34 protein-coding genes are annotated in these 21,820 nt (G+C 65.2%); 10 read left to right on the top strand and 24 right to left on the bottom strand.

Annotated features, from left to right (window positions below; genetic code table 11):
- Positions 1–2: 2 nt before the first annotated feature.
- Positions 3–1,052, bottom strand: coding sequence for an AAA family ATPase (locus DJ73_RS12975; protein WP_094558164.1), 1,050 nt, complete (start codon positions 1,050–1,052; stop codon positions 3–5).
- A 198-nt stretch (positions 1,053–1,250) separates the two neighbouring features.
- Between DJ73_RS12975 and DJ73_RS12980 the strand changes: the two genes are divergently transcribed.
- The 4 genes from DJ73_RS12980 (at position 1,251) to DJ73_RS12995 (ending at position 5,645) form a co-directional block, all read left to right on the top strand.
- The gene (locus DJ73_RS12980; RefSeq protein ID WP_094525221.1) at positions 1,251–2,408 is read left to right on the top strand and encodes an ABC transporter substrate-binding protein; all 1,158 of its coding nucleotides are present in this window, start codon (positions 1,251–1,253) and stop codon (positions 2,406–2,408) included.
- A 10-nt stretch (positions 2,409–2,418) separates the two neighbouring features.
- Positions 2,419–3,462 (top strand): carbohydrate ABC transporter permease, encoded by a 1,044-nt coding sequence (locus tag DJ73_RS12985; RefSeq protein ID WP_094525155.1) that lies wholly within the window; start codon positions 2,419–2,421, stop codon positions 3,460–3,462.
- Positions 3,459–4,406: a carbohydrate ABC transporter permease gene (locus DJ73_RS12990; RefSeq protein WP_094526884.1), complete on the top strand. Its 948-nt coding sequence runs from the start codon at positions 3,459–3,461 to the stop codon at positions 4,404–4,406. The genes DJ73_RS12985 and DJ73_RS12990 overlap by 4 nt, the downstream gene beginning before the upstream one ends.
- Before the next feature lie 93 nt (positions 4,407–4,499).
- Positions 4,500–5,645, top strand: a complete 1,146-nt coding sequence (locus DJ73_RS12995) for an ABC transporter ATP-binding protein (protein WP_094558165.1) — start codon at positions 4,500–4,502, stop codon at positions 5,643–5,645.
- A gap of 52 nt (positions 5,646–5,697) precedes the next feature.
- On the opposite strand, the gene DJ73_RS13000 is transcribed toward DJ73_RS12995, so the two are convergent.
- From DJ73_RS13000 to DJ73_RS13010, 3 genes are all read right to left on the bottom strand, one after another.
- Positions 5,698–6,378 (bottom strand): DUF4013 domain-containing protein, encoded by a 681-nt coding sequence (locus DJ73_RS13000; RefSeq protein WP_094526885.1) that lies wholly within the window; start codon positions 6,376–6,378, stop codon positions 5,698–5,700.
- Positions 6,379–6,532: 154 nt separating this feature from the next.
- Positions 6,533–6,943 carry an SHOCT domain-containing protein gene (locus tag DJ73_RS13005; protein ID WP_094558166.1) on the bottom strand — a complete coding sequence of 137 codons (411 nt, stop codon included), beginning with the start codon at positions 6,941–6,943 and terminating at the stop codon, positions 6,533–6,535.
- A 95-nt stretch (positions 6,944–7,038) separates the two neighbouring features.
- Entirely contained in the window at positions 7,039–7,518 is a 480-nt protein-coding gene (locus tag DJ73_RS13010; protein ID WP_094525160.1) for a DUF192 domain-containing protein, read from the bottom strand.
- A gap of 75 nt (positions 7,519–7,593) precedes the next feature.
- Between DJ73_RS13010 and DJ73_RS13015 the strand changes: the two genes are divergently transcribed.
- Positions 7,594–8,871, top strand: a complete 1,278-nt coding sequence (locus DJ73_RS13015) for a site-specific integrase (protein WP_094558167.1) — start codon at positions 7,594–7,596, stop codon at positions 8,869–8,871.
- On the opposite strand, the gene DJ73_RS19830 is transcribed toward DJ73_RS13015, so the two are convergent.
- From DJ73_RS19830 to DJ73_RS13045, 8 genes are all read right to left on the bottom strand, one after another.
- Positions 8,802–8,999, bottom strand: coding sequence for a hypothetical protein (locus DJ73_RS19830; protein WP_141212958.1), 198 nt, complete (start codon positions 8,997–8,999; stop codon positions 8,802–8,804). The genes DJ73_RS13015 and DJ73_RS19830 overlap by 70 nt on opposite strands.
- Positions 8,996–9,337 (bottom strand): hypothetical protein, encoded by a 342-nt coding sequence (locus tag DJ73_RS13020; RefSeq protein ID WP_094558168.1) that lies wholly within the window; start codon positions 9,335–9,337, stop codon positions 8,996–8,998. Before DJ73_RS13020 ends, DJ73_RS19830 begins: the two co-directional genes overlap by 4 nt.
- Before the next feature lie 85 nt (positions 9,338–9,422).
- On the bottom strand, positions 9,423–10,160 hold the full coding sequence (locus tag DJ73_RS13025; RefSeq protein ID WP_094558169.1) for a hypothetical protein: 738 nt from the start codon (positions 10,158–10,160) through the stop codon (positions 9,423–9,425).
- Positions 10,160–10,303, bottom strand: a complete 144-nt coding sequence (locus DJ73_RS20395; RefSeq protein WP_176451136.1) for a hypothetical protein — start codon at positions 10,301–10,303, stop codon at positions 10,160–10,162. Before DJ73_RS20395 ends, DJ73_RS13025 begins: the two co-directional genes overlap by 1 nt.
- Entirely contained in the window at positions 10,300–11,238 is a 939-nt protein-coding gene (locus DJ73_RS13030) for a helix-hairpin-helix domain-containing protein (protein ID WP_141212959.1), read from the bottom strand. The genes DJ73_RS20395 and DJ73_RS13030 overlap by 4 nt, the downstream gene beginning before the upstream one ends.
- Positions 11,239–11,240: 2 nt before the next feature.
- Positions 11,241–11,453, bottom strand: coding sequence for a hypothetical protein (locus DJ73_RS13035; protein WP_094558171.1), 213 nt, complete (start codon positions 11,451–11,453; stop codon positions 11,241–11,243).
- The gene (locus DJ73_RS13040) at positions 11,443–12,180 is read right to left on the bottom strand and encodes a hypothetical protein (RefSeq protein ID WP_094558172.1); all 738 of its coding nucleotides are present in this window, start codon (positions 12,178–12,180) and stop codon (positions 11,443–11,445) included. The genes DJ73_RS13035 and DJ73_RS13040 overlap by 11 nt, the downstream gene beginning before the upstream one ends.
- A complete protein-coding gene (locus DJ73_RS13045) occupies positions 12,180–12,548 on the bottom strand; it encodes a PadR family transcriptional regulator (protein ID WP_094558173.1) in 369 nt (122 codons plus the stop codon). Before DJ73_RS13045 ends, DJ73_RS13040 begins: the two co-directional genes overlap by 1 nt.
- A 265-nt stretch (positions 12,549–12,813) precedes the next feature.
- Here DJ73_RS13045 and DJ73_RS13050 point away from each other — a divergent pair, with 265 nt between their 5' ends.
- Positions 12,814–13,056 (top strand): winged helix DNA-binding protein, encoded by a 243-nt coding sequence (locus tag DJ73_RS13050; protein WP_094558186.1) that lies wholly within the window; start codon positions 12,814–12,816, stop codon positions 13,054–13,056.
- Between the two features lie 2 nt (positions 13,057–13,058).
- Here the strand turns inward: DJ73_RS13050 and DJ73_RS13055 are convergent, their stop codons facing one another.
- Genes DJ73_RS13055 through DJ73_RS13065 form a run of 3 tightly spaced genes read right to left on the bottom strand, consistent with a single transcriptional unit; the run spans position 13,059 to position 14,625 of the window.
- Complete coding sequence (locus tag DJ73_RS13055; protein ID WP_094558174.1) at positions 13,059–13,262, bottom strand: hypothetical protein; 204 nt, start codon at positions 13,260–13,262, stop codon at positions 13,059–13,061.
- Positions 13,263–13,520, bottom strand: a complete 258-nt coding sequence (locus DJ73_RS13060; protein WP_094558175.1) for a hypothetical protein — start codon at positions 13,518–13,520, stop codon at positions 13,263–13,265.
- 37 nt (positions 13,521–13,557) lie between these two features.
- Positions 13,558–14,625: a Cdc6/Cdc18 family protein gene (locus tag DJ73_RS13065; protein ID WP_094558176.1), complete on the bottom strand. Its 1,068-nt coding sequence runs from the start codon at positions 14,623–14,625 to the stop codon at positions 13,558–13,560.
- Positions 14,626–14,679: 54 nt separating this feature from the next.
- Between DJ73_RS13065 and DJ73_RS20400 the strand changes: the two genes are divergently transcribed.
- Entirely contained in the window at positions 14,680–14,847 is a 168-nt protein-coding gene (locus tag DJ73_RS20400) for a hypothetical protein (protein WP_176451137.1), read from the top strand.
- A 111-nt stretch (positions 14,848–14,958) separates the two neighbouring features.
- On the opposite strand, the gene DJ73_RS13070 is transcribed toward DJ73_RS20400, so the two are convergent.
- The 8 genes from DJ73_RS13070 to DJ73_RS13105 form a co-directional block, all read right to left on the bottom strand.
- Complete coding sequence (locus tag DJ73_RS13070; RefSeq protein ID WP_141212960.1) at positions 14,959–15,945, bottom strand: hypothetical protein; 987 nt, start codon at positions 15,943–15,945, stop codon at positions 14,959–14,961.
- 140 nt (positions 15,946–16,085) lie between these two features.
- A complete protein-coding gene (locus DJ73_RS13075) occupies positions 16,086–16,325 on the bottom strand; it encodes a hypothetical protein (protein WP_094558178.1) in 240 nt (79 codons plus the stop codon).
- On the bottom strand, positions 16,326–16,538 hold the full coding sequence (locus DJ73_RS13080; protein ID WP_094558179.1) for a hypothetical protein: 213 nt from the start codon (positions 16,536–16,538) through the stop codon (positions 16,326–16,328).
- Entirely contained in the window at positions 16,531–16,914 is a 384-nt protein-coding gene (locus tag DJ73_RS13085; RefSeq protein WP_094558180.1) for a hypothetical protein, read from the bottom strand. The genes DJ73_RS13080 and DJ73_RS13085 overlap by 8 nt, the downstream gene beginning before the upstream one ends.
- On the bottom strand, positions 16,914–17,285 hold the full coding sequence (locus tag DJ73_RS13090) for a hypothetical protein (RefSeq protein ID WP_094558187.1): 372 nt from the start codon (positions 17,283–17,285) through the stop codon (positions 16,914–16,916). Before DJ73_RS13090 ends, DJ73_RS13085 begins: the two co-directional genes overlap by 1 nt.
- Positions 17,278–17,679 carry a hypothetical protein gene (locus DJ73_RS13095; RefSeq protein WP_094558181.1) on the bottom strand — a complete coding sequence of 134 codons (402 nt, stop codon included), beginning with the start codon at positions 17,677–17,679 and terminating at the stop codon, positions 17,278–17,280. The genes DJ73_RS13090 and DJ73_RS13095 overlap by 8 nt, the downstream gene beginning before the upstream one ends.
- The gene (locus DJ73_RS13100; RefSeq protein WP_094558182.1) at positions 17,672–18,148 is read right to left on the bottom strand and encodes a hypothetical protein; all 477 of its coding nucleotides are present in this window, start codon (positions 18,146–18,148) and stop codon (positions 17,672–17,674) included. The genes DJ73_RS13095 and DJ73_RS13100 overlap by 8 nt, the downstream gene beginning before the upstream one ends.
- Complete coding sequence (locus DJ73_RS13105) at positions 18,148–18,510, bottom strand: hypothetical protein (protein WP_254921653.1); 363 nt, start codon at positions 18,508–18,510, stop codon at positions 18,148–18,150. The genes DJ73_RS13100 and DJ73_RS13105 overlap by 1 nt, the downstream gene beginning before the upstream one ends.
- 183 nt (positions 18,511–18,693) lie before the next feature.
- Here DJ73_RS13105 and DJ73_RS13110 point away from each other — a divergent pair, with 183 nt between their 5' ends.
- The 3 genes from DJ73_RS13110 to DJ73_RS20405 all read left to right on the top strand — a co-directional run bounded on the left by DJ73_RS13110 (position 18,694) and on the right by DJ73_RS20405 (position 20,325).
- The gene (locus tag DJ73_RS13110) at positions 18,694–19,053 is read left to right on the top strand and encodes a helix-turn-helix domain-containing protein (RefSeq protein ID WP_141212961.1); all 360 of its coding nucleotides are present in this window, start codon (positions 18,694–18,696) and stop codon (positions 19,051–19,053) included.
- Between the two features lie 753 nt (positions 19,054–19,806).
- A complete protein-coding gene (locus tag DJ73_RS19835; protein ID WP_141212962.1) occupies positions 19,807–20,154 on the top strand; it encodes a hypothetical protein in 348 nt (115 codons plus the stop codon).
- Positions 20,155–20,166: 12 nt separating this feature from the next.
- Complete coding sequence (locus tag DJ73_RS20405; RefSeq protein ID WP_176451138.1) at positions 20,167–20,325, top strand: hypothetical protein; 159 nt, start codon at positions 20,167–20,169, stop codon at positions 20,323–20,325.
- A gap of 487 nt (positions 20,326–20,812) precedes the next feature.
- Here DJ73_RS20405 and DJ73_RS13120 read toward each other — a convergent pair whose 3' ends face one another.
- Entirely contained in the window at positions 20,813–21,457 is a 645-nt protein-coding gene (locus DJ73_RS13120) for a hypothetical protein (RefSeq protein WP_094558185.1), read from the bottom strand.
- Positions 21,458–21,820 lie beyond the last annotated feature (363 nt).

Genomic DNA, 21,820 nt, shown 5'->3' on the forward strand with positions numbered 1-21,820 from the left:
CGTCAGGCCTCCACCGGGTCGCGGAGGTCGGGTCGGAGCTCCGTTCGGCCGGCCGCCCACGCCCCGAGCAGGTGCGTGAGGTGGATCCGGTCGTCGAGGCCGTCGGTGAGGTCGAGGTCGGCCTCGCCGGCGAGCACGTGGAGCCGCGCGAGGTCGTCGCCGCCGTACTCGGAGCCGGCGCGGGCGACCCGCAGGACCTCCCGGAGGAGCTCCTCGCCGTCGTACCCGCCCTCGTCGAGGAGGTCGTCGAGGGCGGACCGCGCGTCCTTCAGGTCGCCGGCGCGGGCGTCGGCGAGCGCCTCGCGGATCGCGTCGTCGTCGCCCACCTCGCCGAGCGTCTCGTAGGCGGTCGACATCGTGATCTCGCCGCCCTCGACTGCGGTCGCCTGCGCAGAGAGGACCGCCTCGCGGAGGTCGCCGCCGGCCGCGCTGGCGACGAACTCCAGCCCGTCGCCGTCGTAGTCGACGCCCTCGCGCTCGCAGATCGTCTCGAGGACGTCGATCGTCTCGTCGGTGGTCGGCGCGCGCACCCGCACCGGGAAGCAGCGCGACCGGATCGGCGCGATGAGCTTCGACGGCTGGCGGGTGGCGATCACGAACTGCGTGGTCCGGTGGTGCTTCTCCATCACGCGCCGGAGGGCCTGCTGGAAGTCCTCGCGGATCGACTCGGCGTTGTCGAGCAGGACCGTCTTGTACTCGCCCGACATCGGGGCGTACGACGCCGACTCCTTCAGCACGCGGTTGATCATGTCGCGTTTCGCCATCCGGCTCCGCCCCTGCAGGAACCCCTCGAAGCGCGGGTCGGTCCGGATCTCCTTTTTCGTCCGGCCGAAGAAGTCGGCGACGTTGATTTCGATCAGGTCGCTCTCGGGGTTCTCGTGGGCGGCGCGGGTCAGCGCGCGCGTCGCCGCCGTCTTCCCGACCCCCGGCGGTCCCTGCACGACGAGGTTCATCGGCTCGTCGACCGCGCGCTCCAGCCGCTCGCGGGCCTCGTCCTGGCGGATCTCGTCGAGCGCGGGAGCGTGCGCGTCGATCCACAGCGGTCCGTCCATGCCGTGTGGATCCGGGCCGGGCGCTCAAGAATCGGTCGGTCGGTGCGCCGACGCGGCGAGTCGGGGGCGCCGTCCTCGGCGGCCGTNNCCGGCTGTTCCGGCGGTGGCGACGGCGGCGACGGGAGCGACGGCAGCGACGGAAGCGACGGAAGCGACGGCAGTGACGGAAGCGACGGCGGCTCCGGCGACCCCGTCGAAGTGCTTCACGGCTGGACCGGCGGCGACGGCGCCGCGGCGGCAGAGGCGCTCGAGGAGGCGTTCAACGAGGCCCACTCCGACGTCGGCCTCGAGATGAACCCCATCGGCGGCGGCGGCAATCAGAACCTCGACGCCGTGGTCGCGAACCGGCTCCAGAGCGACGACCCGCCGGGGGCGTTCGCCAACTGGCCCGGCCCGAACCTCCTCCGCTACGAGGGCGTCCTCGGCAGCGTCGACGACGTCTGGGAGGAGAACGACTTCGAGGACGTGATGGTCGAGGAGGCGATCGACCTCCACAAGCAGGGCGGCAGCTACCGCGCCGTGCCGCTCGGCTCCCACCGACTGAACTGCCTCTTCTACAACGTCTCCGTCGTCGAGGACGCGGGGATCGACGTCGACTCCCTCAACAGCCCCTCGGCGCTCATCGACGCCTTCGAGACGGTCTCCAGCGAGACCGACGCGATTCCGATGACTCACGGGATGTCCGGCACGTGGACGACGACGCAGCTGTGGGGCGCCGTGATGCTCGGCGAGAACGGCTACCAGCCGTACATGGACTTCCTCAGCGGTGAGGGCGACGAAAGCGCCGTCCGTGCGGCGTTCGAGCGGACCGCGGAGATGCTGGAGAACTACATCAGCGACGACGCGTCTTCGATCGGTCTGACCCAGTCGAACCAGAACATCATCAACGGCGACGCCGCCTTCATCCACCAGGGCAACTGGGCGGCCGGCGCGTTCCGGAACGCCGAGGACTTCGAGTACGAAGACGACTGGGGCTTCAAGACGTTCCCCGGAACCGAGGGCATGTACACCCTCCACTTCGACTCGTTCCTCTACCCGGCTGACAACCCGACGCCCGAGGCGTCGAAGACCTGGGAGGCGTTCGTCGGCAGTCCGGAGGCCCAGATCGCGTTCAATCAGTTCAAGGGGTCGATCCCGACCCGGACGGACGTGAGCATGGACGAGTTCGGTTCGTACCTCCAGGAGACGGCCGAGGACTTCGCCAACGCGGAGTACCGGCCGCCGAACCTCCAGCACGGGCTCGGGGTCCCCTCCGAGACGATGACGGCGCTCAACGAGGTCATCTCCTCCGAGTTCACCGGCCCGTACAACGTCGACGCGGCGACGCAGGGCTTCCTGGACGCGGTATCGAACTGAGCTCCACGCGATGCTCGATTTTTACCGTCGATTGCACCGGACGATCAGGCCCTCCTCGGGGGACGACGACGGAGAGGTCCGCGCGGACGGCGGCGTCGTGAGCGACGGCGCCGCCGGGTCCGCGGCCGAACCGGAGCGGGACCTCGTGGCCCGTATTAAGTCGGCGCTCGACCGCCGCTTCGGAAGCGACTTCATCGAGTCGTCCGTCTTCTGGCTCCCGCCGTTCCTGCTGATGGGGCTGTTCGTCTACGGTGCGGTCATCTGGAACCTCCTCATCTCGTTGACCGACTACGAGCGCTTCGCGAACGCCCCGGACTACTCGAACCTCGACTTCGAGATGTACACCCGGGCGCTCGCGGACTCCGGGTTCATCGACGCCGCGATCAACACGCTCATCCTGCTCGTCGCGTTCACCGCCGGGACGCTCGCGGTCGGCCTCGTGCTGGCGATCCTGATCGACAGGGGGATCCGGTTCGAGAACACGTTCCGGACGATCTACCTCCTGCCGATGAGCCTCTCGTTCGTGGTGACGGCCCAGTTCTGGCTGTGGATCTACAACTACAACAACGGGATCGCCAACAGCGTCATCGGGACGTTCGGACTCGGCCCGGTGAGCTGGCTCGGTAACCAAGAGATCGTCCTCTACGCGGTCATCTTCGCGTTGATGTGGCAGTTCTCGGGATACGCGATGGTCGTGTACCTCGCCGGCCTCCGCGCGATCCCGACGGAGCACTACGAGGCGGCCAAGGTCGACGGCGCGTCGACGCTGAAGATGTACTGGCGCGTGATCATTCCCCAGCTGAAGGGCGCGACCATCAGCGCCGCCGTGGTGCTGATGGTGTTCGGGATGAAGGCCTTCGACTTCCTCTACTCGCTGGTGGGGGGATACCGGCCGCCGAACGGCGCTGACATCCTAGCGACGAAGATGGTGCGCGAGGCGTACGCGAACCTCAACTGGGCGTACGGGTCGGCGATCGCCATCGTCCTGTTCGGGATGGCGCTCAGCGTCATCGGCCCCTACCTCGTGTACGAGTACCGGAGGGACAACTTATGAGCGACGCAGAACCTCGGACCGACGGCGGCGCAACGGCGACGACGACGGCGCGGCTTCGCCGGAAGGTCGACCGGCTGACGGTCGAAGACGTCGGCCTGTACGTCGTTTTGGCCCTCGCGGCTGCGTTCTACCTCGTCCCGATCGAATCCGGGCTGGTGACGTCGTTCAAGACCGGCACCGCGATCATCGAGACGGCGCCGTTCGCCCCGCCCGGCCCGTCCGGGCTCACGTTCGAGAAGTGGCGGACGGCGATCGACGTCCTGTTGCGCGGCATGGGGAACAGCCTGCTGTACGCCGTGCCCGCGACGGTGATCTCGGCGTTCGTCGGGAGCATCACGGCGTACGGCCTGACGATTCCGACGTGGAAGAAGTCGTACAAGGCGGTGGTGCTCATGCTCATCATCGCCGGGATCTTCATCCCGTACCAGGCCGTGCTGGTCCCGCTGACCCAGTTCTGGTCGCAGTGGGCCCAGCTCACCGATCTGCTGTCGTTCGTCTGGGCGCTCGGCATCCCGAACGACTACGTCGGTATCATCGAACTGGTGATCACCCACGTCGCCTACGGGATCCCCATCTGTACGCTCCTGTTCCGGACGTACTACAAGACGATGAGCGACGAGATGATCGAGTCGGCCCGCCTCGACGGGGCGACGCTCCGCCGGGTGTACCGGCGGATCGTCCTCCCGCTCTCGGGACCGATGTTCGCCGTCGTCCTCATCTATCAGTTCACCCAGATATGGAACGACCTCCTCTTCACGCTGGTGCTCGTCTCCACGGAGTCGAGCCCCGCGGCGCCCGTCGTGCTGATCCTGGCGGGCCTCGGGACCTCGATGGAGGGGCAGGACTTCGCGCTCCGGATGGCCGGAGCGTTCTTCGCGGCGCTGCCGACGCTGGCGGTGTACATCTTCTTCGGCGAGGAGTTCGCCGAGGGGGTGGCGGCGTGACCCGCACGCCCGATCCGTCCGGCGGCGGAGACCGTTCGGCGGGAGATTCGGCGCGTCGCGCACACGACCACTCACCGACCACAACTCAAAGATATGGCAACGCTTGAACTCGACTCGATAACGAAGACGTTCCAGGACGGCGACGAGGAGATCGTCGCGGTCGACGATGTTTCGCTGTCGATCGACGACGGCGAGTTCCTCGTCGTCGTCGGTCCGTCCGGCTGCGGGAAGTCCACGACGCTCCGGATGATCGCCGGCTTAGAGACGATCACGTCCGGCACGCTCAGCATCGACGACCGCGTCGTCAACGACGTGAAATCCCAGGACCGGGACATCGCGATGGTGTTCCAGTCGTACGCGCTCTACCCGCATATGAGCGTCCGACAGAACATGTCGTTCGGTCTCGAAGAGTCGACGGACCTCCCGGACGACGATATCAACCGGATGGTGTCCGAGACGGGCGAGATGCTCGGTATCTCGGACCTGCTCGATCGGAAGCCGAGCGACCTCTCCGGGGGTCAACAGCAGCGCGTCGCGCTCGGTCGCGCCATCGTCCGCGACCCCGAGGTGTTCCTGATGGACGAGCCGCTCAGCAACCTCGACGCGAAGCTCCGCGCGGAGATGCGCACCGAGCTCCAGCGGCTCCAGAACGACCTCGGCGTGACGACGGTGTACGTCACCCACGACCAGACCGAGGCGATGACGATGGGCGACCGGATCGCCATCCTCGACGGCGGCGAACTCCAGCAGATCGCGACGCCGCTGGAGTGTTACCACGAGCCGGCTAACCGGTTCGTCGCGAGCTTCCTCGGCGAGCCGTCGATGAACTTCTTCGACGTGACGCTCGACGGCGACCGCCTCGTCGGCGAGGTCTTCGAGTACCCGATCGCCGAGGGGGTCCGGTCGGACCTCGGCGCCGCGACCGACCTCGTCCTCGGGATCCGTCCCGAGGCGGTGGAGCTCGTCGACGACAGCGGCGCCCACGAGTTCGAGACGACGGTCGACGTCGTCGAGCCGATGGGCGACGAGAACACGGTGTATCTTCACTTCGACCCCGACGCGGACCCCGAGACCGCGGCGACGCTCGTCGCGACGATCGACGGGTTCAACCGCGTCAGCGAGGGCGACGCGGTGATCGCGCGGATCCCGGAGGACGCGATCCACCTCTTCGACCGAGGCACGGGCGAGGCGCTCCACAACCGGTCGATGGCGGACGCGGCCGAGCAGATCGACCTCTAACTCGACGCTCGTCCCGCCGCTCCCTTTTCGAGCATCTCGATCGGCCCGCCGCTCACCAGTACCGGGTCCGATCGACGCCCTCCGCGAGCAGCGCCGCGGCGGCGACGTGGGCGTAGGCGCCCCACGCGAGCGCGAGGAGCGCCGCCGCGCTTCTCGCGGCCGTCGCCGCGAGCCCGGTCCACGCGACGACGACGAGGACGGTCCCGCCCACCCACGCGAGGAAGTACGAGCTCGAGGCCGTCCCGCGGAGGGCGTCCCGCCGGAGTCCGGCGCGGAGCCCCTCCCGCACGCTCGCGGCGGCCGCCGACGGGAAGAGGTACGCGCAGACGACCGTGACGAGCAGCGCGGCGGTCGCCAGCGTCGCGAGCGTCACGCCGCCCAGCGCGCCCGGGGCCGTCCCCCTCGCGACGACGTAGCTGACGGCGACGACGGTGACGACCGCGGGCGAGAGGTAGACGGCGCCGACGCCGAACAGGCGCCCGGCGAGCCGCGCCGTGACGGCCGACGCGACGCGCGGGAACCCCTCGCCCGCGAGGACGCCGCCGACGAGGCCGAGAAACGCGGCGAGCGGGCCGGCGGCGAGCAGGAGGGGGGCCAGCAGCGCCCAGTCCGGCCAGAGCCCCGCCGCCGTTCGGAGCAGCGCGCCGGCGAGCAGCAGCGTCGCGAGGCACTTCGCCGTGCCGTTCCGCCGGGCCCGATCGGCGAACGGGTACCGGAGGGCTTCGAGGAACATCACTCGCCCTCCGGCCGCTCGACGGCGGCGCGTCTCCGTCGGTCGTCGCCGCCGCGTCCCGACCGCCCGGCCGTCGATATCGACGCGTCCGATCGCGTCGCCGCCGGCTCGCGATCCGATGTCGATCGCGCCCGCCGCGGGAGACGCCGGTCGGTCACTCCCGGATCCGTTCGACCTCGCGCCGGACTCCCTCGCGGACCCGGTCGGCGACGTCGTCGCCGGCCCGGTCGACGGTCTCGGCGTCCTCGGTCTCCAGCAGGCGGTCGAGCTTCCGCTCGAACTCCCGCTCGTCGATCTCGCCGCGCGCGTAGCGCTCGCGGAGGGCGTCGAGAGCGGGGTCGGCGTCCGAGCCCTCGTCGCCGCCGTCTCGGTCGGGGAGGGGCCGCGTCAGCGTGTGGAGCACGGGGAGCGCGACGAACAGCCCGAAGAACCAGACCAGCGGGAGGCTCCACCAGAGCCCGGTGACGAACGGGGCGGCGACGCCGGCGCCCACGACGAGGAGCGCGAACACCCGTCGCCAGCGGTGGCGGAGGTTCCACGCGATCCGTGCGGGGATCCCGGTCATGATCGGGTCGACGACTGCGAGGGGGAAATCGGTTTCGTCGCGGGGCGGCGGCGCCCTCCGGGTCCGGTGCAGACGGGCCGCTCCCGCACCGGCCCTCATCCGCAGTCGAAGACGATCTGATCGCCCGGCTCGACGCCGTGGCGCTCGCTCCACCCGCGCGGCACTTCGAGGACGTACCGACCGGTGCCGCGGTACCGCGTGAGCGGCGCCGACTCCGGCTCCGCCCCGTGGATCGTCGTGACCGTCCCGTTCGGGGCGACGAAGACGATGTCGAGCCCGAACGCCATCTCCCGCATCACGTAGGCGCGCTCGGCGGCGTCGTCGTGGACGAACAGCATCCCCTCGTCCTCTGCCAGTTCCTCGGTCGCGGAGAGCCCGACGTACCGCTTCACGAACCCGTCGGCGACGCGGGCCTCCACCGTCGCGAGCGACTCGCCGGTCTCGCCGTCGACGGCCTCGACGGTCGTCGTCTCGTAGCCGGTGATCAGGAGGGCCGGGTTCGCCGCGGCGACGGCGACCGCGACGAGGACGATCAGCGCGAGGCCGGCGGCGACCCCGACGAGGCGGCGGTTCACGGTGGACCGTCGCGTCGGAGAAAGAAACCGTTTTCCCACGTGTGAGTTTTTGTAAGAGGGCCCACACCGGCGTGTATGGGCCTCGATGATCCGGCGCGTTTCCGCCAGCGCTTCCGCGACGAGCTCGACCGGCTCGACGACGCGGACATCGCTGAGGCGGACAAAGACGCCATTCACGACTTCATTCGTGCTCGCGACGGCGGGCTGGCTGTCTCCTCGCTCGAACAGTACTGCAAGCAGCTCCGGCTCGCCGCCGGCTTCTCCGAGACGCCGATCAGCGAGCTTGACCTCGACGGCGCCCGCGACCTCTTCTTCGAGATCCGGCACAACGACGGCTGCGCCCACTCGACGAGTCGGAACCGACAGCGCGTCCTCCGGCTCTTCCTGGAGCATCACGCCGGCGACTGGGCGACCCAGCTCGAGGTGATGCCCGTCGACAAGACGACCGTCGACGCCGACGACATGCTCAACAGCGACGACATCGCGACGCTCGTCGACGCCGCAAACAACCAGCGCGACATCGCTCTCATCGAGTTCCTCGCCGACTCCGGCGCTCGCCGCACCCTCACCGTCTCGCTGCGGATCAAGGACGTCGACCTCGAGGGCGAGACCGCGACCTACCGACCCAACGCCGACGCGATCGGGCTGAAGGGTGCGGAGATCAAGGACTACCCGCTCATTGACAGCGTCGCCGCGATGCGCTCGTACAAGCGCTTCACGCACCCGTGCCCCGACGATCCCGAGGCGCCCTTCTTTCACAAACTCGAGGGGTACGAGGACGGCGCCCGGAACATCAACCCCGACCACCTCCACAACCACCTCGGGCGGATCGCGCGCCGGACCGACCTCGAGAAGCCGTGCAACCCACACAACTTCCGTCACTCCGCCGTCACTCGGATGGTCCGCGAGGGCTACACGCGTGAGGAGATCGAGCACCGCGTCCACTGGAAGCTGAACACCGACATGTGGGAGACGTACGTCCACATCGATGCCGAGCGGTTCAACCGGGACATCTTCCGAAAGGCCGGCGTCGCCCACCAGGACGACGAGGACGCCCACACGCGGGAACGACACCCATGTGGCGTCTGTCGTGAGCCGCTCGCCCCGAACCACGAGTACTGCCCCGTCTGCGGGGCGCCCGCGACGAAGGAGACGCGCGAACGACAGAAGTCGGCGACGACGTCCACCGCGGACGGCCTCGCCGAGCTCTCCGCTGCGGAGCGCCGGGCGTTCGTCGCCGACATGCTCGGCCGCATCCAGGACGGCGGCTCGCTGCTGGGCACTCATGAGTCACCCTCCTCGTCTTCGGGGTCGTCGTCCGAGAGATCGACGTCCTCCTCGTCGAGGCGCTGAAGGATACTCTCAGCCACCCACGCGTGTGGGAGGTCCGAGTTGGCCTCGCGCTCGAGCTCCTCACGGTGGCGCGCTGCCCACTCGAGGCTGTCCATCTCGTCGTCACTCCGCTTTGATATCGCGCTCATCGCTTTACTTCCCCCAAGTTCGCGGCGTCGATTCCGGACCGGTAGTCGGTCCCGAACTGTTCGTCGACGACGGCCGCGACGGCCACGCCGTGGATGTTCGTGAGATGTTTCGGTTCGAGCCCGTAGCACGTCGTCAGCGTCCGCTCGCGACGGAACACGACGAGGTCTGACCGGGCGTCGTACCGCGCCTCATCGTGCCGTGGGACGGGCGCCCCGTCCGGGATATCGACGCGGAGGCCGCGCTCCCACGCCGGCGCGACGCCAGCGCCGCCGGTCGCCCGAATGCGGAACTGCTCGGCGGCGTGGTCGGTGGTGTACCGGGTGCGCTGGGTACTCATGCTAGCACCTCAACGAACAGCAGTGCGCCGAGCGTGACAGCGAGCCCGACCACGAGCCAGTGGGTCAGAAACTCGGCCGTCCACCTCATGTATCGACCTCCGCCGGGTCGACGCCCGACACGAGGATGTCGTGGATCGGGATGAGAAGCTCCCTCGTCCACCCGTGCGGCGTTCCGAGCTGCTCGTCTGCATCAAGCAGGCGCTCGACGATGTTCGTCAGCTCGTCGTTGGAGAGGCTCGCGACGTACTCGTCGAACGAGTAGAAGCCGTCCTCCTCGTACCCCGATAGCAACTCCTCGAGGTCGGTCCCGGTCGCCTCGGCGAGCGCGATCGCGACCGTCCGTCGCCACTCGGCGGAGACCTCGACACGCCGACAATTGTGGTGGCGAGTATAGTACTCCTCGTCGAGGTCGCCGATGGTGTCGCTGATCTCGACGACGAGGTCGGGCTTGAACAGCCGGTCGGCACGCGTGTCGTCGGACTCGGTCTCTCCGTCGACACGCTCGAAGACCCAGCTGGTAACGTTGGCGTCGCCCCACGTCGAGAGTTCGACTTCCTCGAGGAAGCCGTCGGGCGTGACGCCATCATGCCGGCAGCCGAGGGTGCGCCCGACAGTGCCCGCCCCAACGTCGTCCCGGTCGCTCTCTCTGGCGATCTGTTTTGCCGTTGCGATCCGCTGGTCGTCGACGTGCGTCGCGGCCCACTCGGTGATGAGCTCTCGAGCGGGTGCTGTGGAAGAGTCGTAGCTGTCTTCGTCCGATCCTCGTGTGCTTGCCTTCTTGGACTGCGTGTCGAGGATCTCTCTGGGCGTTGCTCCCGACATCACGCCTCCCCCCGGAGCGCCCGCAGCTCGTCAAGCCGGTCCTGCGCATCATCGAGGATGGCCTCCACCTCGTCGAGGTCGGCGCCCGATGCGACGGCCTGCTCGAGCGCGCGGTCGACGTGCTCGCGAACGTCTTCACTCACGCCGTCTCACCCCGGTTCTGGTACTTCCGCCAGGTGTCGTCGCCTTCAGGCTTCGCGCTGGACTGCTCGTCTTCGTCCGTCTGGAGCTGGATGAGCGATGTCGTCGACACGCGACCGACGGCACCGACTGTCTCCACGCCCCAGCCCGGCGCGTCTGGCTGATGGCTCACGTGCTTGACCGGCGGGTCCTCGATCCGTATCTCGTCGCCGGCGAGCACGAGGTCGCACTCACGAGCGTCGTCTTTTCCACTCGGAGACTCCGAGATTCGGAGGCGACGAGTGTGCCAGTTGTCGCCGATAGCGGACCCCCACTCCGTGGCCTCAACCGTCTCGATGACGGTCCACGGTGTCGCCCACGCGTCGCGCTCGTCGAGCGTCACCTGGAGCTTCTCGCCGAGCGTCGCCTCGAGGACGACCTCACGCGAGTCGACGAGTGGGTCAGGGTCGTCAGGATCCGACGCGCCGTGTCCGTGGTTCGAGGGGTCTGCACAGAGCTGACACTCGGGGAGCTCACGACGCTCTGCCCACTCGACATCTCGTTCGACGAGGTCGTTCGCACGAACGTGGCCGCAGGCCCGGGTGTGGTAGACGTCGACCGAGCCCTTCGCCGACGTCTTCGTCAGCACAGCATCTCCGAGCCGCACCGACAGCGGGATCGCGGCCTCGCTCACCACACTCTCGGTCGCCTCCAGGTCGATGTCGCGCGGTTCGGGCGCCGACATGACGTCGTCGACGGCCCAGAGGATCTCGTCGGCGCGTTGCGCACCCACGTACGGCACGTCCTCGAGGTCGTCGCGGTCGGCGATCAGCAGGTCGGCGATCGTCTCGAAACCGTTGTCGTCGAGCCGGTCGGCGATGGCCGTCGAGATCGCGCCGACGTCGGCGAGCGCATGGACGTGGTCGGTCGCAGTGGGCCCGTCAGTAATACCTGACATGGTCACCACCACTCCTCGTCTTCGAGGTGCTTCGTGAACGTGTACACGCCCTCGATGACGTGCGGCGGGTACACCTCGAGCTGATACTGGCTCTTGTAGACTGCCTTCACGTGACCGCCGGGCAGGAACTCAACGCGGTCAGCGCAGTGGACGTCCCGCTCGTCCGTGAAGTGGATGTCCGCGCCGTTCGGGAGCACGCGACCCTCACTCGCCATCGGCGCTCACCTCCTGGTCGTCGGTCCTCTGGACGTCACCGAGCGCGCCCTGATACTCCTCGGGCAGGCTCGCGAACGGCAGGATCTCCGAGTTGATGAACGCCGCGTACGTCCCTGCCTTGTCGCCGCCGTCGAACAGCGCCACGTACCCGCTTTCGGAGACGACTCCGCGAGCGTAGTCGCCATCCCACCAGTACTCGAAGCCGAGCATCGTCGTCTGCCGACTCCCGCCCGTCTCGGCGAGGTTCGCCGCGTCGTGGTACTTGATCGTCGACTCCTCGGCGTCGTCGTCAGCATCGAGACTGCGCGTCTGCGTGACGTTCCACGCGTCGGCGTCCGGGTAGTCGCTCAGGTACTCGGCGAAGCCGTCGACGTCGATCTGGGCGCGCTCGATGAGCGTCCCCTTCGCGGCGCCGAGTGTGTCGAACAGCCAGTCACCGTCCGACCGGTTGACGCCGAGCCAGCCCTCGGTGAGGTCGGCGATCCACTCACAGAAGACATCCTCCTTACCCTTCTCGGTCTCAGTGATGATCGCGTCGTCGGAGACGTAGATCGTCTCGCGCTCCGTGTCGATCTTCGTCGCAGCGTCACCGGCGTACACGGTGGTGCCGTCGAGACGCTCGTACGCCGTGGCGTCGATCGCCGGGTAAGTGGCGTTCTCGACACGGCTCTCGATGCTGGGGTCAGCGATGTCGTCGCGGGCGAGCGCGAGGATCGTCGCGCGCATCACCGCTCACCCTGTTCCCACGCCCGCCGCTCGGCGAGCAGCGCCGTCGTCTCGTCGGTGAGCGCGTAGTTGTTTGTCCGCTTGTCGAGCTCGCTCTTCGCGATGAGGTCCTCCTCGACGAGCGTGTCGAGGTTCGGATACAATCGCCCGTGGTTGACATCCTCGCCGTACAGCGCCTCGAGCAGGCGCTTGATACGGAGGCCGTACGCTTCTTGGTCGTCCTCGTTGGACAGGATCTGCAGGATATCCCGCTGGAACGCTGTCAGGTCTGCGTGCGCTCGGAGCTGCTCCTGTGCGTCGTGGTCGGTGCCGATGCGTGTCCGGTCGTTGGAGCCATCTTGATATGGGTCCGTGTTAGATTTGCTCATGGGTCTTCGGATGCCCTCGTCACGAGGGCGTTGGTAGGGGACCCGACCCGTCGGCGCTGGTACGCCGTCGGGGTTTTCATCCCGCGAAGGCCAGGTCAACTGGTACTTGTGGCCCCTCCTACAAATAATTTGTTAACGGACTACTAACAGAGATACACACTTTACCAGCAGTATTATACGGATAATGCGCATTAGTTAAGGTATCGATACGCTCATGAGTACTACTCACGCAAGCGCTACTGTGGTTCGAAAGCGCGCAGAGTGGATGCGCCCCGTCGACGAGCGTATCTTGGAACATCTCCGCGACGAAGGCAACCTCACACCCCAGGCGATCTCGAACCTCGGTGTGTGTACGCGGAGCCACGCGAGTGTTCGCCTGTCCACTCTCGCCCGCTACGGCCTGACGGAGCGCGTCGCCGACGTCGAAGGGCTTTATCGTCTCACTAACGACGGTCGCGCCTACCTCGACGAGGAACTCGACGCCGCCGAGCTCGAGCCGGTCGAGTAGCCTCACTGCAGACGCACCTCTTCGACCGGGAGCTCCGTTCGCTGCTTCTGGTCGATGATGCTCCAGTAGCGGCCGCTCTCGAACAGCGGCGACCGGTCGCACGACACACACCAGATGCTCTCCTCGCGTAACTCCCACCGCATGTGCCCCCGCGGGCACGTCCACCGCCACTTATCGGCGCCCGAGCGGTCGATCGCGACGCCCATCTACACCACCCGCAGGCCGGGCGCGGCCTTCTTGATCGCCGGGCCGAGCCATCCCGGACCTGACTTTGTTGGCGTCTTCTCCAGCTCGCCCAGGACGTTGAATTTGAGTGTCCAGACCTCACCACCGTAGCTCACTTCGACGAGGGTGCCATCCTCGACCTCGTCGACAACAACCTGAGCTGCAGCTTCCTTCCGTGGATCAAACCCAAGCTCAGCGATGTCGACCGCCGTTCGTGTACGAGCTGCCTGTGATGGCATATCTCAGCTGACGGTCCCTCTTAAAATAGCTATAGGGTCAATTTCGGAGGGGGGTCGGGATATCGAACTCCGACTCGATCCGTGCGTCCGTCACGCGGTAGGTCCGCGAGTTGTCCTCGTGGTCGTCCCACTCGAGAAGATCGTACTCCGCGAGCTTCTGGAGCTTCAGTGTGCGCGAGCGTTTCCCAATTGGTGTCGCCATCTGCGTGTCGTACGCCTCGGAGCTGACGGCCTCGTACGTCTCGTGCAGCGCGTGACTCTTCAGCGACTCTTGAGTGCGCACGAGCTCGTAGAGCACGTGGTGGTGATACGGGAGCGACTGCAGGGCGGCCGCCCGGATCTCGCGTTGCGCCTCCTCGTGTCCGTCGACGATGTCCACCTCGTCGATGCAGTCGTGGTCGCGCTCGCCGGCGAGACGGGCTGCCCACTTCAGCGTCTGGATCGCGTCCCGGGCCCGGCCGGCGACCTCGTCGGCGACGTCCTCGAGGACCGACCGCGACCATCCGTCGGGGTCAAGCCCCTGTTCGGCCCGTGGCTCAAGGATGTCCGCGAGCTGGGTCGGCGCGTAGCGGTCGAGCCGGACGTGGTGCTCACCGTCGAACTGTGATCGGTAGCGCTGGTCGATCTGTGCGAGCCACTTGTCGGCGTCGTGTGCGATCGCGATGACAGCCACGCCGGGGATGCTCATCAACTCGTCGAGTGCCTCGGTCTCAGGGAGATCATCCGCCTCGTCGAGGACCAACACGTACGGATCTTCGACGGCGTCTCGGAGGATACCTGTCAACTGGTCAGTCGCGATGCCTCGGTGGACGGAGACAGCACTCGGATGTGCGTCGATTGCATCGCGGAGGACTGAGCCCGTAGTCTCGCCCAGCACACGGAGGATTGCACTGTCGATATTCGTTGGGGAGCGCGGGTTATCGAGAAAGAGCCGGGCGAGCGTCGTCTTCCCGACACCACTTGGCCCCGAGATGAGCAGGTCCTCGGCACGATTGCCACGGAGCGCGGGCTGGAGTGCACGAGACACCTGGTCCATCTCCGACTCGCGGTGGACCAGCGTCCGCGGGAGACGACTCTCACGAAAAACCTCCGACATAGATATCATCTCACCGACTGATGACGAGAGACTGGTATATAAACGAAGGGTGGAGTTCGGAGGGTGGCGCTGCTCGATTACAACATGCTCAGCCTAATCGATACTAGGATGATGAGGGTGACCCACGTGATACCCGTAATCTCCAGTGACGACCTGACGCTCGTCGAAATGTTCGAAAATAAACGTATGATGACGTTCGACCGCCTCGTTGCGGCGCTCGACCCCAAGTAGTCTACGTTGATGTTCAGGAGACTGGTTTCGGCATCCAGATCGATATGGACGAACTCGATCGGGCAACCGTCGAAATCCTCGGCGAGAAATTTGTGTGATTCGTGTGAAGAATCACAGATAACCGAGTTGCTCAAGCCGGTCCTTTTCGGAAGCGGTTTTACCTACCGTCGAGTCTGGGGCTTCGGACTCATACGTGCCGGTATCGGAAGCTGTCGTCTCCACCCATGGAACGTGGCGCATACACGGGAGCGGACAGCCGATAACGTGCCGGTAGAACCCGTACTCGCCGAACGCTTCTCCGTGGTCGGCGGTGATCGCCACGTCGTCCGCGTCGAAGTTCTCGAGTAATATCTCAACTTCGTCAAGCACGAATCGGAGATTATCCAGATACCGTTCCCACACGACATCTTTAGAGACGTCGCCGGCTCGCAACGGGTCGAACGGTTCAAACAACTCCGGTTCGGCGAGCGGGAACGGGTCGTGAGGATACATATAATGAACCATGTGCCGATCGGCATCGACTGTCCGGCCGGCCGCGATTGCCCGATCGGTAGTATGATGTGGTGATCTCCGCTTCTCGTCGTCGTACCCGATGACCCAGTCTGAATCATCCGATAACTCCGCCTTCCATAACTCCTCCAGATACCCGAACCCGTCAGGACCGACGACGTCATACATTCTGGGACCAAATGGCATTGCGGCATGACCCGTGTCGCCATCCTGCGCGAGAACACGCTGGGTGTAGGTGTTACCAGTGACGTATGCTGTCCGGGAAATCGTTTCCTTGTGCTCGTTGTCGAAGGTGTGATTCATCCACTCGAAGGAAGTGCTACCAACAGAAGTCATCGATCCGACCTCTCCGATGAACCCGTACTCGTCGGCAACCTCGCGCAACGCGTCAACCCGGCAGGCATCGAGGATAACGAGGAGATCCCACTCGCGGTCGAAGACGTTTGTCCCCCAACGGTACCGCTTGGTCACGCTCAACAGCGCCCCGACGTAGACGTAGTAGAGCGGGCGTGCGATCCGGCTCGGTAGTGATCTGTTCTCAGCTTGGAGGTGTGAGAGGCTTTCGGAGACCCACTCGGTGAAACTCACTGTCATCGGCCGTGAACTCTCCTATAGATGTCATGGATACAACCTTTTTGGTAGAAGAACCGAGCTTTCCGACCACATCGTATCAGAACGAAGATTCAATCCGTTCGGACGCCGACCCAAAAAAGAGAAGACAGATCGACTTACCGGACGAGCTGCTCTTCGAAGTAGCTCGAGGTGACGTCGCGCTGCGAGCAGTCGCGGTCGTGCGGCAGGTTGTCGATCGTCGTCTGGTGGCCGTCCGGGCCGTCGATGCGAACCTGCGCCCCGCACTCGGTGCACTCGATCCACTTCGGCTCGGAGATCGCGAGCCCGTCGACGGTCGGCGGGCTGCCCGACGGCACGATCTTGAAGTGCGTCTCCGGCGAGCTGAACGAGCGCATCTACGGCCCCTCCGTGACTGTCACGGCGGCGCGGTGCTCGCCCTCGATCACGAGCTCGTTGAGTGGCTCGCCTCCGCTCGGAACCCACGTGCGACCGTCCCAACGGTCGACGTACCGTTCGACCTGATACGGCTTGCCCGGGGCGCGCTCGTAGCGAACCCGCCGACGCTCGCCCGACTCAGTCGTGTACGCGATCGTTGGAAGGCTACTCATCGGCGCCCTCCTCGTGGACGTCGGCGTGGTCGTAGAACGCGGCGTCGAGACAGTCGAGCTCGTCACCGCGCTCGACCTGCTCGCCGGCGTCGTAGTCGCGGAGGTCGGGCGCACAGCCCGTCTCTTGGCACCACTGCGCGATAGCCCAGCGGGCGACCTCGGTCTCGTCGCCGTACCAGTTGCCGTCGTAGCGCTTGCCCTCGAGGAGCAGCATCACGAGGTAGTCGATCGGGTTCTCGACGTCGAGCAGGTCGCCGTCGACGGCCAGCCGGATCGAACTCCGCTCAGCCGTCGACGCCGGGAGATCGCCGTCCTCCTTGGCCTGCCGTAACTGCTCGGCGACAGCGGACGCGTGCCCCATGTCGTCGTCAGTCACTATTCTAGCACCTCCGTGCGCCCGTCAGCGGTGGCAATACGCGGACTCGCAGAGAGATGCTGACCCAGCTGCGGGTCGATCGCCTCTCGGTTGGCCCAGCCGGGGATCGGCACGGCGCCGCGAGCGTAGTCCACTCGGCGCTGGTGCTTGCATCGGACGCCGCGGTGGAGCGCGTCCGGGCAGTCGCACGTCTCCGCGATCGCGTCGACCGTGTACGTCCCGGTCGGCGTCACGACCACAAACTCCTCGTCGCGGAGGTCGTGGTCGAGTGCGTTGTCGAGGACGGTCATCGCCTCGGTGAGCGCTTTGACCGCCCGAGTGTCGAACGTTCCGGGGGCCGTGGTCGCGTCGACGCTGTCGGCCTTAGACATCGCCGACACCTCCATCGGTCCACGCCTGCTCAACGCCGACGACAGCGAGCCGCCCTGCGGGGAAGTCGTACGACCGCTTCGAGCCGAGCTCGTCGAGACTGTCGAGCGAGAGGTCGTTGACGTAGTAGCACTCGTAGGCGGCGTCATCGACCGACACCGGGAGCCACGGGTGTGGCCCGTACGTCGCGAGGTCGAACCCCTCCTGCTCGTAGTACTCGCCGAGCGTATCGGTGACCTTCGAGCGAACGAACAGCAGCTGGCGCGTCACGAGGTCGATCGCGAGACTGCCCGGGACGGGCTCGGTACGGACGTCCTCGAGGGCGTCGGCGACGCGCTGCTCGTACGGGAGCTCGGCGTCGTCGAAGTCGGCGTCGATGGCGCCCTGCTCAGACATCGGCGGTCACCTCCTCGGCCGTGAACAGCTCGTCGACGTCGGGCAGTGCGCTCCCGTAAGCGACGCCGGCGCGCTCGGCAGGATTCGTGTTGTGCGCGAGCCACTCGCGGGCCTCCGACACGGCCGCCCGGAGATCGGCCTCGTCGTGAACATCGGTCCACTCGCCGGCCTCGGTCGCGACGAGCTCGCAGAGCTCGGCGAGGCGTTCGTACGACCGCTGTTCGATGGCGTACTTCACGTGGCCGGTCGCCTTGTCGAGGTTGCTCGCGGTGGTGTCGTAGTCGTGCTCGTCTTCGCGCTGCGAGCACGCCGTGTCGGCGGCGCCATACGCCGCGGCCATCTGACGGAGCTGCTCGTCCTCCTGGAACCGGTCGTGGATGACGTCGGCGAGCAGCGTGTCGAACGCCTCGACGAACGTCTCCTCATGGTACGAGAGCTCCTTCTTCGCGGTGCGGTTGAGGTCACGCATCAGGCGCTCACCTCGGAGACGCGCCGGACGGTCACGAGCTCGCCGCGCTGCAGGTCGGCGCCCTCGCAGGCGACGATGTCGTCGAGCTCCTCCAGCCGGATGGCGTTCGAGTAGCGGTCGAGCTTGTGCGCGAGGACGTAGTCGACGGCGCCGTCCCAGTCGCCCTGGACGCGGACGACGGGCGTCTCGATCGTCTTCGAGATGCGCTCGTCGGTGACGGTGCGGACGCCCGTGTCGACGACGTCGAGCGGACGCTGGCGGTCGTCGAACAGGACCTGGTCGCCCACGTCGAGGGCGCGGAGGTCGTCGACGCGTTCTGTGCTATCAGTACCGTTTTGGGGTCGCGTTGTGTTTGCTGACATGCTGTCGATAGTGGACAGCGCGGTCGGGCGTGGTCCAAACACGCTCCGGCCAGATTTTGACCGGTATCCCGCGCTTCCTACTCTATACTCTATCCTGTATCCACTTATACTTAACGTACTGTAGTCTCTAATACGGTGTGTCTTAGCGTAAGTTACTTACCAACACCAACACGTTGTTAGTATATGGCAACGTCAGCCACGGGTGTGCTAGCGCCCGACGACCTCAACGACACCGATACTGCTGTTCTCGACGTCCTTCGCGAGGGGCGAGTGACTCCGCAGTACGCAGCGGACCAGATGGACGTCTCCCGGACGTACGCGAGCGAGCGACTGAAGCGACTTGTCGAACACAAGCACGTCGAGAAAGTCGCCCCTGGTCTCTACGAGCTCGTCGACGACCCACGCGACGACGGCGACCAGGAGGACGGCGTCGAGGAGCTGAAGCGGCACGTCCGCGCCGCCGGCGAGGCGATCGAGGCGCAGGACGTCGACGCGCTCCGCCGGCACGTCCGAGCGGCCTGCGAGGTGCTCGAGAATGCCTGAGGCTGAAACGGAGACGTTCGAGGGCTATCTCATCCTTGACTGGCGCTCCGGCGAACAGCGCAACGCGTAGCTCTCACTAATTCAGATTAAACAGCGGGGCAAGTCAATCAGCGATCGGAAACATTGGACCCCGGCGCTCGGGTTTATATGCGATACGAGGTTCTCGAGTTTCTTGTTGCCGGCTAAATCCCGGTAACTGAACGCTATGACCACTGAACAAGCAATTGAGGCGTTTCGAATAGCCATCGTAATTATTGTTGCCGCCTGGGTCCTATTCCAGACGGTAGCAATCCTCTACTAAGGCCACTGAGGGGTGTTAACCCCTTCTGGCTTAGTTTATCGCGCTCAGTACAAGATCACCAGTATCTGGAGCAATGTCCAGACACCGACGATAGTCACGACTGCTGCCCCGAATAGATCTACCGCTTTTTCCACGTTCATGATTTCTTTCGCCGGTTGGTTCCGGAGACAAATGCACCGATGCGAGATTTGGTATTATAAACCCACGCGCCGAAGACTGCCATTAGTCATAAAGCGCAATCAGTCACTTCTATGATACAGATTTAGAGAATGTTTTTCTCTATCTGATTGAGTATAATCACATGATGTGATAGATATAGACGGATAAGTCTGTAGAGTCATTTAGGATTTACCTATTAACTATCATATTTTTGTTGTTTTCTATTCAAGTTAGTCTTGATCCGGCGCATATGGTTGGTGAACGGTTTTATCATCCTAATCCCTTGTGAGAGTATGCGTCCAGTACCACAACCCCCGGAATCAGTTCGCCAGCAACTTCGAAATATCAACCACATCCATCTCGATAGTGAGGCCGTAGTTGATGTTCCATGGGTGAATCTTCAGCACGAGCTTCAGATCGTCCGCGATGACCCTGCTGTAGAAACCATCTTTGAGACAGAGTACTGGGAAGCGATCTCGGTCGACAGCTCGCTGGCCGAGGTCGTCTATCAGCAGGCAGGCGTTGATGACGAAGAGGTCCGGAGAGCGCTTAGCTTCTGTCACACCCTTGCGATGCCGGAGTGGATGGACTACTCACACGCAGGTCGACCAGGAAGAGATTCGTTCATTATCCCTGCCTGATCACACTCCTGTATGGCCGAGGCCTTCGCCGTCGAGTGCCCGGGCGGCGGCGAGACGAAGGGTCACATGTCCGACCACGCCGGGACGATCGGCGTCCACTGCTCGTGTGGTGTCTCCTTCTCTGTCGACATCGAGGCGCGCGACGTCGACGAGTGGTGGAAACGGGACTAGCGGCTGTCTATATTCCTTTATAAAAAGACAGAAACGGTTTTGACATTAGCGCTAATCCTAATCTGATAGCGGTCGTGTCAAAGCGGTCGCAAGTCGCCGATGAGCGGCGGTCTGTGTGGATGAAATACCACGCAGGAGGTAAGGATATGTCTGATATTTCGCTTCTACCTGGTGTCACAGCACCAGGATTTGCGGTTCTCGCAGGAGCATGGCTCGTTCACGGCGGCACCGTGGCAGTCGGCGCAGGGCTCGCCCTCGCTGGACTCGCTGCGTGGTCGTACGTGAACTGAAATGTAGCCACCAGCTGACCGCTGGTGGCACTATTCATTTTGTATTGAAAGGGTGGATATGCCTGATTTCGCTCCCTCACAGGAGCAGGCTTACTCGCCGTCACAGCGGCGAGATGTGGGCCAGGTCATGGGTCGCGACAGTGGGTTTTCTCCGTTGGGCCCGGCTACTACTACTACTAGCGCGTTGAAAAGTTTTGCTAACGGCCCGATATCAGCTCTACTATCCGCTCGCTCGCCTCAAATCGGTCGTCGCTTGCAAACCACGACGCGACCTCGCGAACGCCCTCCTCTGCATCCCACCCGTCAGCGTTGTAGTGCCGGACCGGCGCCCGCCACGCCGACCGCTCGTAGTGCGCCCACAGTCGCGTCTTGCGCCCGCCTGCCGCCGGCGTGAGCCGGACGTGGTACTGCCACATCCCGAGGAACCCCTCGGGCCGGTAGGCGTACGAGCCGACTTCCCAGACACGCCCCTCGTCGACGACGTCGAACTGGATCGACGCGAGCGTGTTCGGGTAGACGCGCTCCATCTGGCGGAGTTCCTCGCGAACGACGCTGGGCGGAGCCTTGATCGTCCCGACGAACTCTCGCGCCTGGAGCGGCACCCCAGTCTTCTCCGGGAGCGCGTCGGCCGCGGCCGACACATCGATAGAGGTGTGTTCGTCGACAGCCTCGAGCTCGGCGTCGTAGTTACCGTCGGCCAGCCGATCGAGCACGGGCAGGACAGCTCGCCGGAAGCGCCACAGATCGGGCCACCGGCCGAGGTACCGCTGGGCGCCAAGCAGCAGCACGAATGCGACGAGCGGGGCGACAAACGCGCCCCACTGGTCGATAGTCGCGAACATATCGATAGCGGTTCGTCTCACGTTGGTGAGTGCGTTGGTCATAATTTGGTGAGCGCGGCGCTGTCGCTGCCGCCCGTCGCGCCCGCCAGGCGGGCAGTCGGAATGCGTTTATTTGCTGTGTGCGAGGCTACGGTCACGACGATGACAATGACGCCCGCAGAACGAGAAACAGCTGTGACGATCGTGATTACTGGTGGGCTTGGAGTGCTTGGCTTTGGGCTACTGATCTGACTGGCAACTGGGGGATGGACTGCGATCACGACCGCATTCTCTGTGTAGACTCGAAATCAAAAACTATTCAATAGGTTACTCACGATCTGCCAATAGGGACCATTGGTCCCTGCTGGGAACGGGCTCCCTCCC

The sequence above is a fragment of the Halorubrum sp. Ea1 genome (assembly GCF_002252965.1).
Lineage (GTDB): Archaea > Halobacteriota > Halobacteria > Halobacteriales > Haloferacaceae > Halorubrum.

Excerpts from the sequence above, each read along its gene's own strand:
- DJ73_RS12990 (WP_094526884.1), top strand. The coding sequence starts at position 3,459 with ATGAGCGACGCAGAACCTCGGACCGACGGCGGCGCAACGGCGACGACG.
- DJ73_RS20405 (WP_176451138.1), top strand. The coding sequence starts at position 20,167 with ATGGCCGAGGCCTTCGCCGTCGAGTGCCCGGGCGGCGGCGAGACGAAG.
- DJ73_RS13020 (WP_094558168.1), bottom strand. The coding sequence starts at position 9,337 with ATGAGTACCCAGCGCACCCGGTACACCACCGACCACGCCGCCGAGCAG.
- DJ73_RS13120 (WP_094558185.1), bottom strand. The coding sequence starts at position 21,457 with ATGTTCGCGACTATCGACCAGTGGGGCGCGTTTGTCGCCCCGCTCGTC.
- DJ73_RS13005 (WP_094558166.1), bottom strand. The coding sequence starts at position 6,943 with ATGACCGGGATCCCCGCACGGATCGCGTGGAACCTCCGCCACCGCTGG.
- DJ73_RS13015 (WP_094558167.1), top strand. The coding sequence starts at position 7,594 with ATGGGCCTCGATGATCCGGCGCGTTTCCGCCAGCGCTTCCGCGACGAG.
- DJ73_RS13105 (WP_254921653.1), bottom strand. The coding sequence starts at position 18,510 with ATGTCAGCAAACACAACGCGACCCCAAAACGGTACTGATAGCACAGAA.
- DJ73_RS13025 (WP_094558169.1), bottom strand. The coding sequence starts at position 10,160 with ATGTCGGGAGCAACGCCCAGAGAGATCCTCGACACGCAGTCCAAGAAG.
- DJ73_RS13100 (WP_094558182.1), bottom strand. The coding sequence starts at position 18,148 with ATGCGTGACCTCAACCGCACCGCGAAGAAGGAGCTCTCGTACCATGAG.
- DJ73_RS12985 (WP_094525155.1), top strand. The coding sequence starts at position 2,419 with ATGCTCGATTTTTACCGTCGATTGCACCGGACGATCAGGCCCTCCTCG.
- DJ73_RS13080 (WP_094558179.1), bottom strand. The coding sequence starts at position 16,538 with ATGAGTAGCCTTCCAACGATCGCGTACACGACTGAGTCGGGCGAGCGT.
- DJ73_RS13095 (WP_094558181.1), bottom strand. The coding sequence starts at position 17,679 with ATGTCTGAGCAGGGCGCCATCGACGCCGACTTCGACGACGCCGAGCTC.
- DJ73_RS13065 (WP_094558176.1), bottom strand. The coding sequence starts at position 14,625 with ATGATATCTATGTCGGAGGTTTTTCGTGAGAGTCGTCTCCCGCGGACG.
- DJ73_RS13045 (WP_094558173.1), bottom strand. The coding sequence starts at position 12,548 with ATGAGCAAATCTAACACGGACCCATATCAAGATGGCTCCAACGACCGG.
- DJ73_RS12975 (WP_094558164.1), bottom strand. The coding sequence starts at position 1,052 with ATGGACGGACCGCTGTGGATCGACGCGCACGCTCCCGCGCTCGACGAG.
- DJ73_RS13035 (WP_094558171.1), bottom strand. The coding sequence starts at position 11,453 with ATGGCGAGTGAGGGTCGCGTGCTCCCGAACGGCGCGGACATCCACTTC.
- DJ73_RS13075 (WP_094558178.1), bottom strand. The coding sequence starts at position 16,325 with ATGCGCTCGTTCAGCTCGCCGGAGACGCACTTCAAGATCGTGCCGTCG.
- DJ73_RS13110 (WP_141212961.1), top strand. The coding sequence starts at position 18,694 with ATGGCAACGTCAGCCACGGGTGTGCTAGCGCCCGACGACCTCAACGAC.
- DJ73_RS12995 (WP_094558165.1), top strand. The coding sequence starts at position 4,500 with ATGGCAACGCTTGAACTCGACTCGATAACGAAGACGTTCCAGGACGGC.
- DJ73_RS13055 (WP_094558174.1), bottom strand. The coding sequence starts at position 13,262 with ATGGGCGTCGCGATCGACCGCTCGGGCGCCGATAAGTGGCGGTGGACG.
- DJ73_RS19830 (WP_141212958.1), bottom strand. The coding sequence starts at position 8,999 with ATGAGCGCGATATCAAAGCGGAGTGACGACGAGATGGACAGCCTCGAG.
- DJ73_RS13000 (WP_094526885.1), bottom strand. The coding sequence starts at position 6,378 with ATGTTCCTCGAAGCCCTCCGGTACCCGTTCGCCGATCGGGCCCGGCGG.
- DJ73_RS13050 (WP_094558186.1), top strand. The coding sequence starts at position 12,814 with ATGCGCCCCGTCGACGAGCGTATCTTGGAACATCTCCGCGACGAAGGC.
- DJ73_RS13090 (WP_094558187.1), bottom strand. The coding sequence starts at position 17,285 with ATGTCTAAGGCCGACAGCGTCGACGCGACCACGGCCCCCGGAACGTTC.
- DJ73_RS13060 (WP_094558175.1), bottom strand. The coding sequence starts at position 13,520 with ATGCCATCACAGGCAGCTCGTACACGAACGGCGGTCGACATCGCTGAG.
- DJ73_RS13040 (WP_094558172.1), bottom strand. The coding sequence starts at position 12,180 with ATGCGCGCGACGATCCTCGCGCTCGCCCGCGACGACATCGCTGACCCC.
- DJ73_RS13030 (WP_141212959.1), bottom strand. The coding sequence starts at position 11,238 with ATGTCAGGTATTACTGACGGGCCCACTGCGACCGACCACGTCCATGCG.
- DJ73_RS19835 (WP_141212962.1), top strand. The coding sequence starts at position 19,807 with ATGCGTCCAGTACCACAACCCCCGGAATCAGTTCGCCAGCAACTTCGA.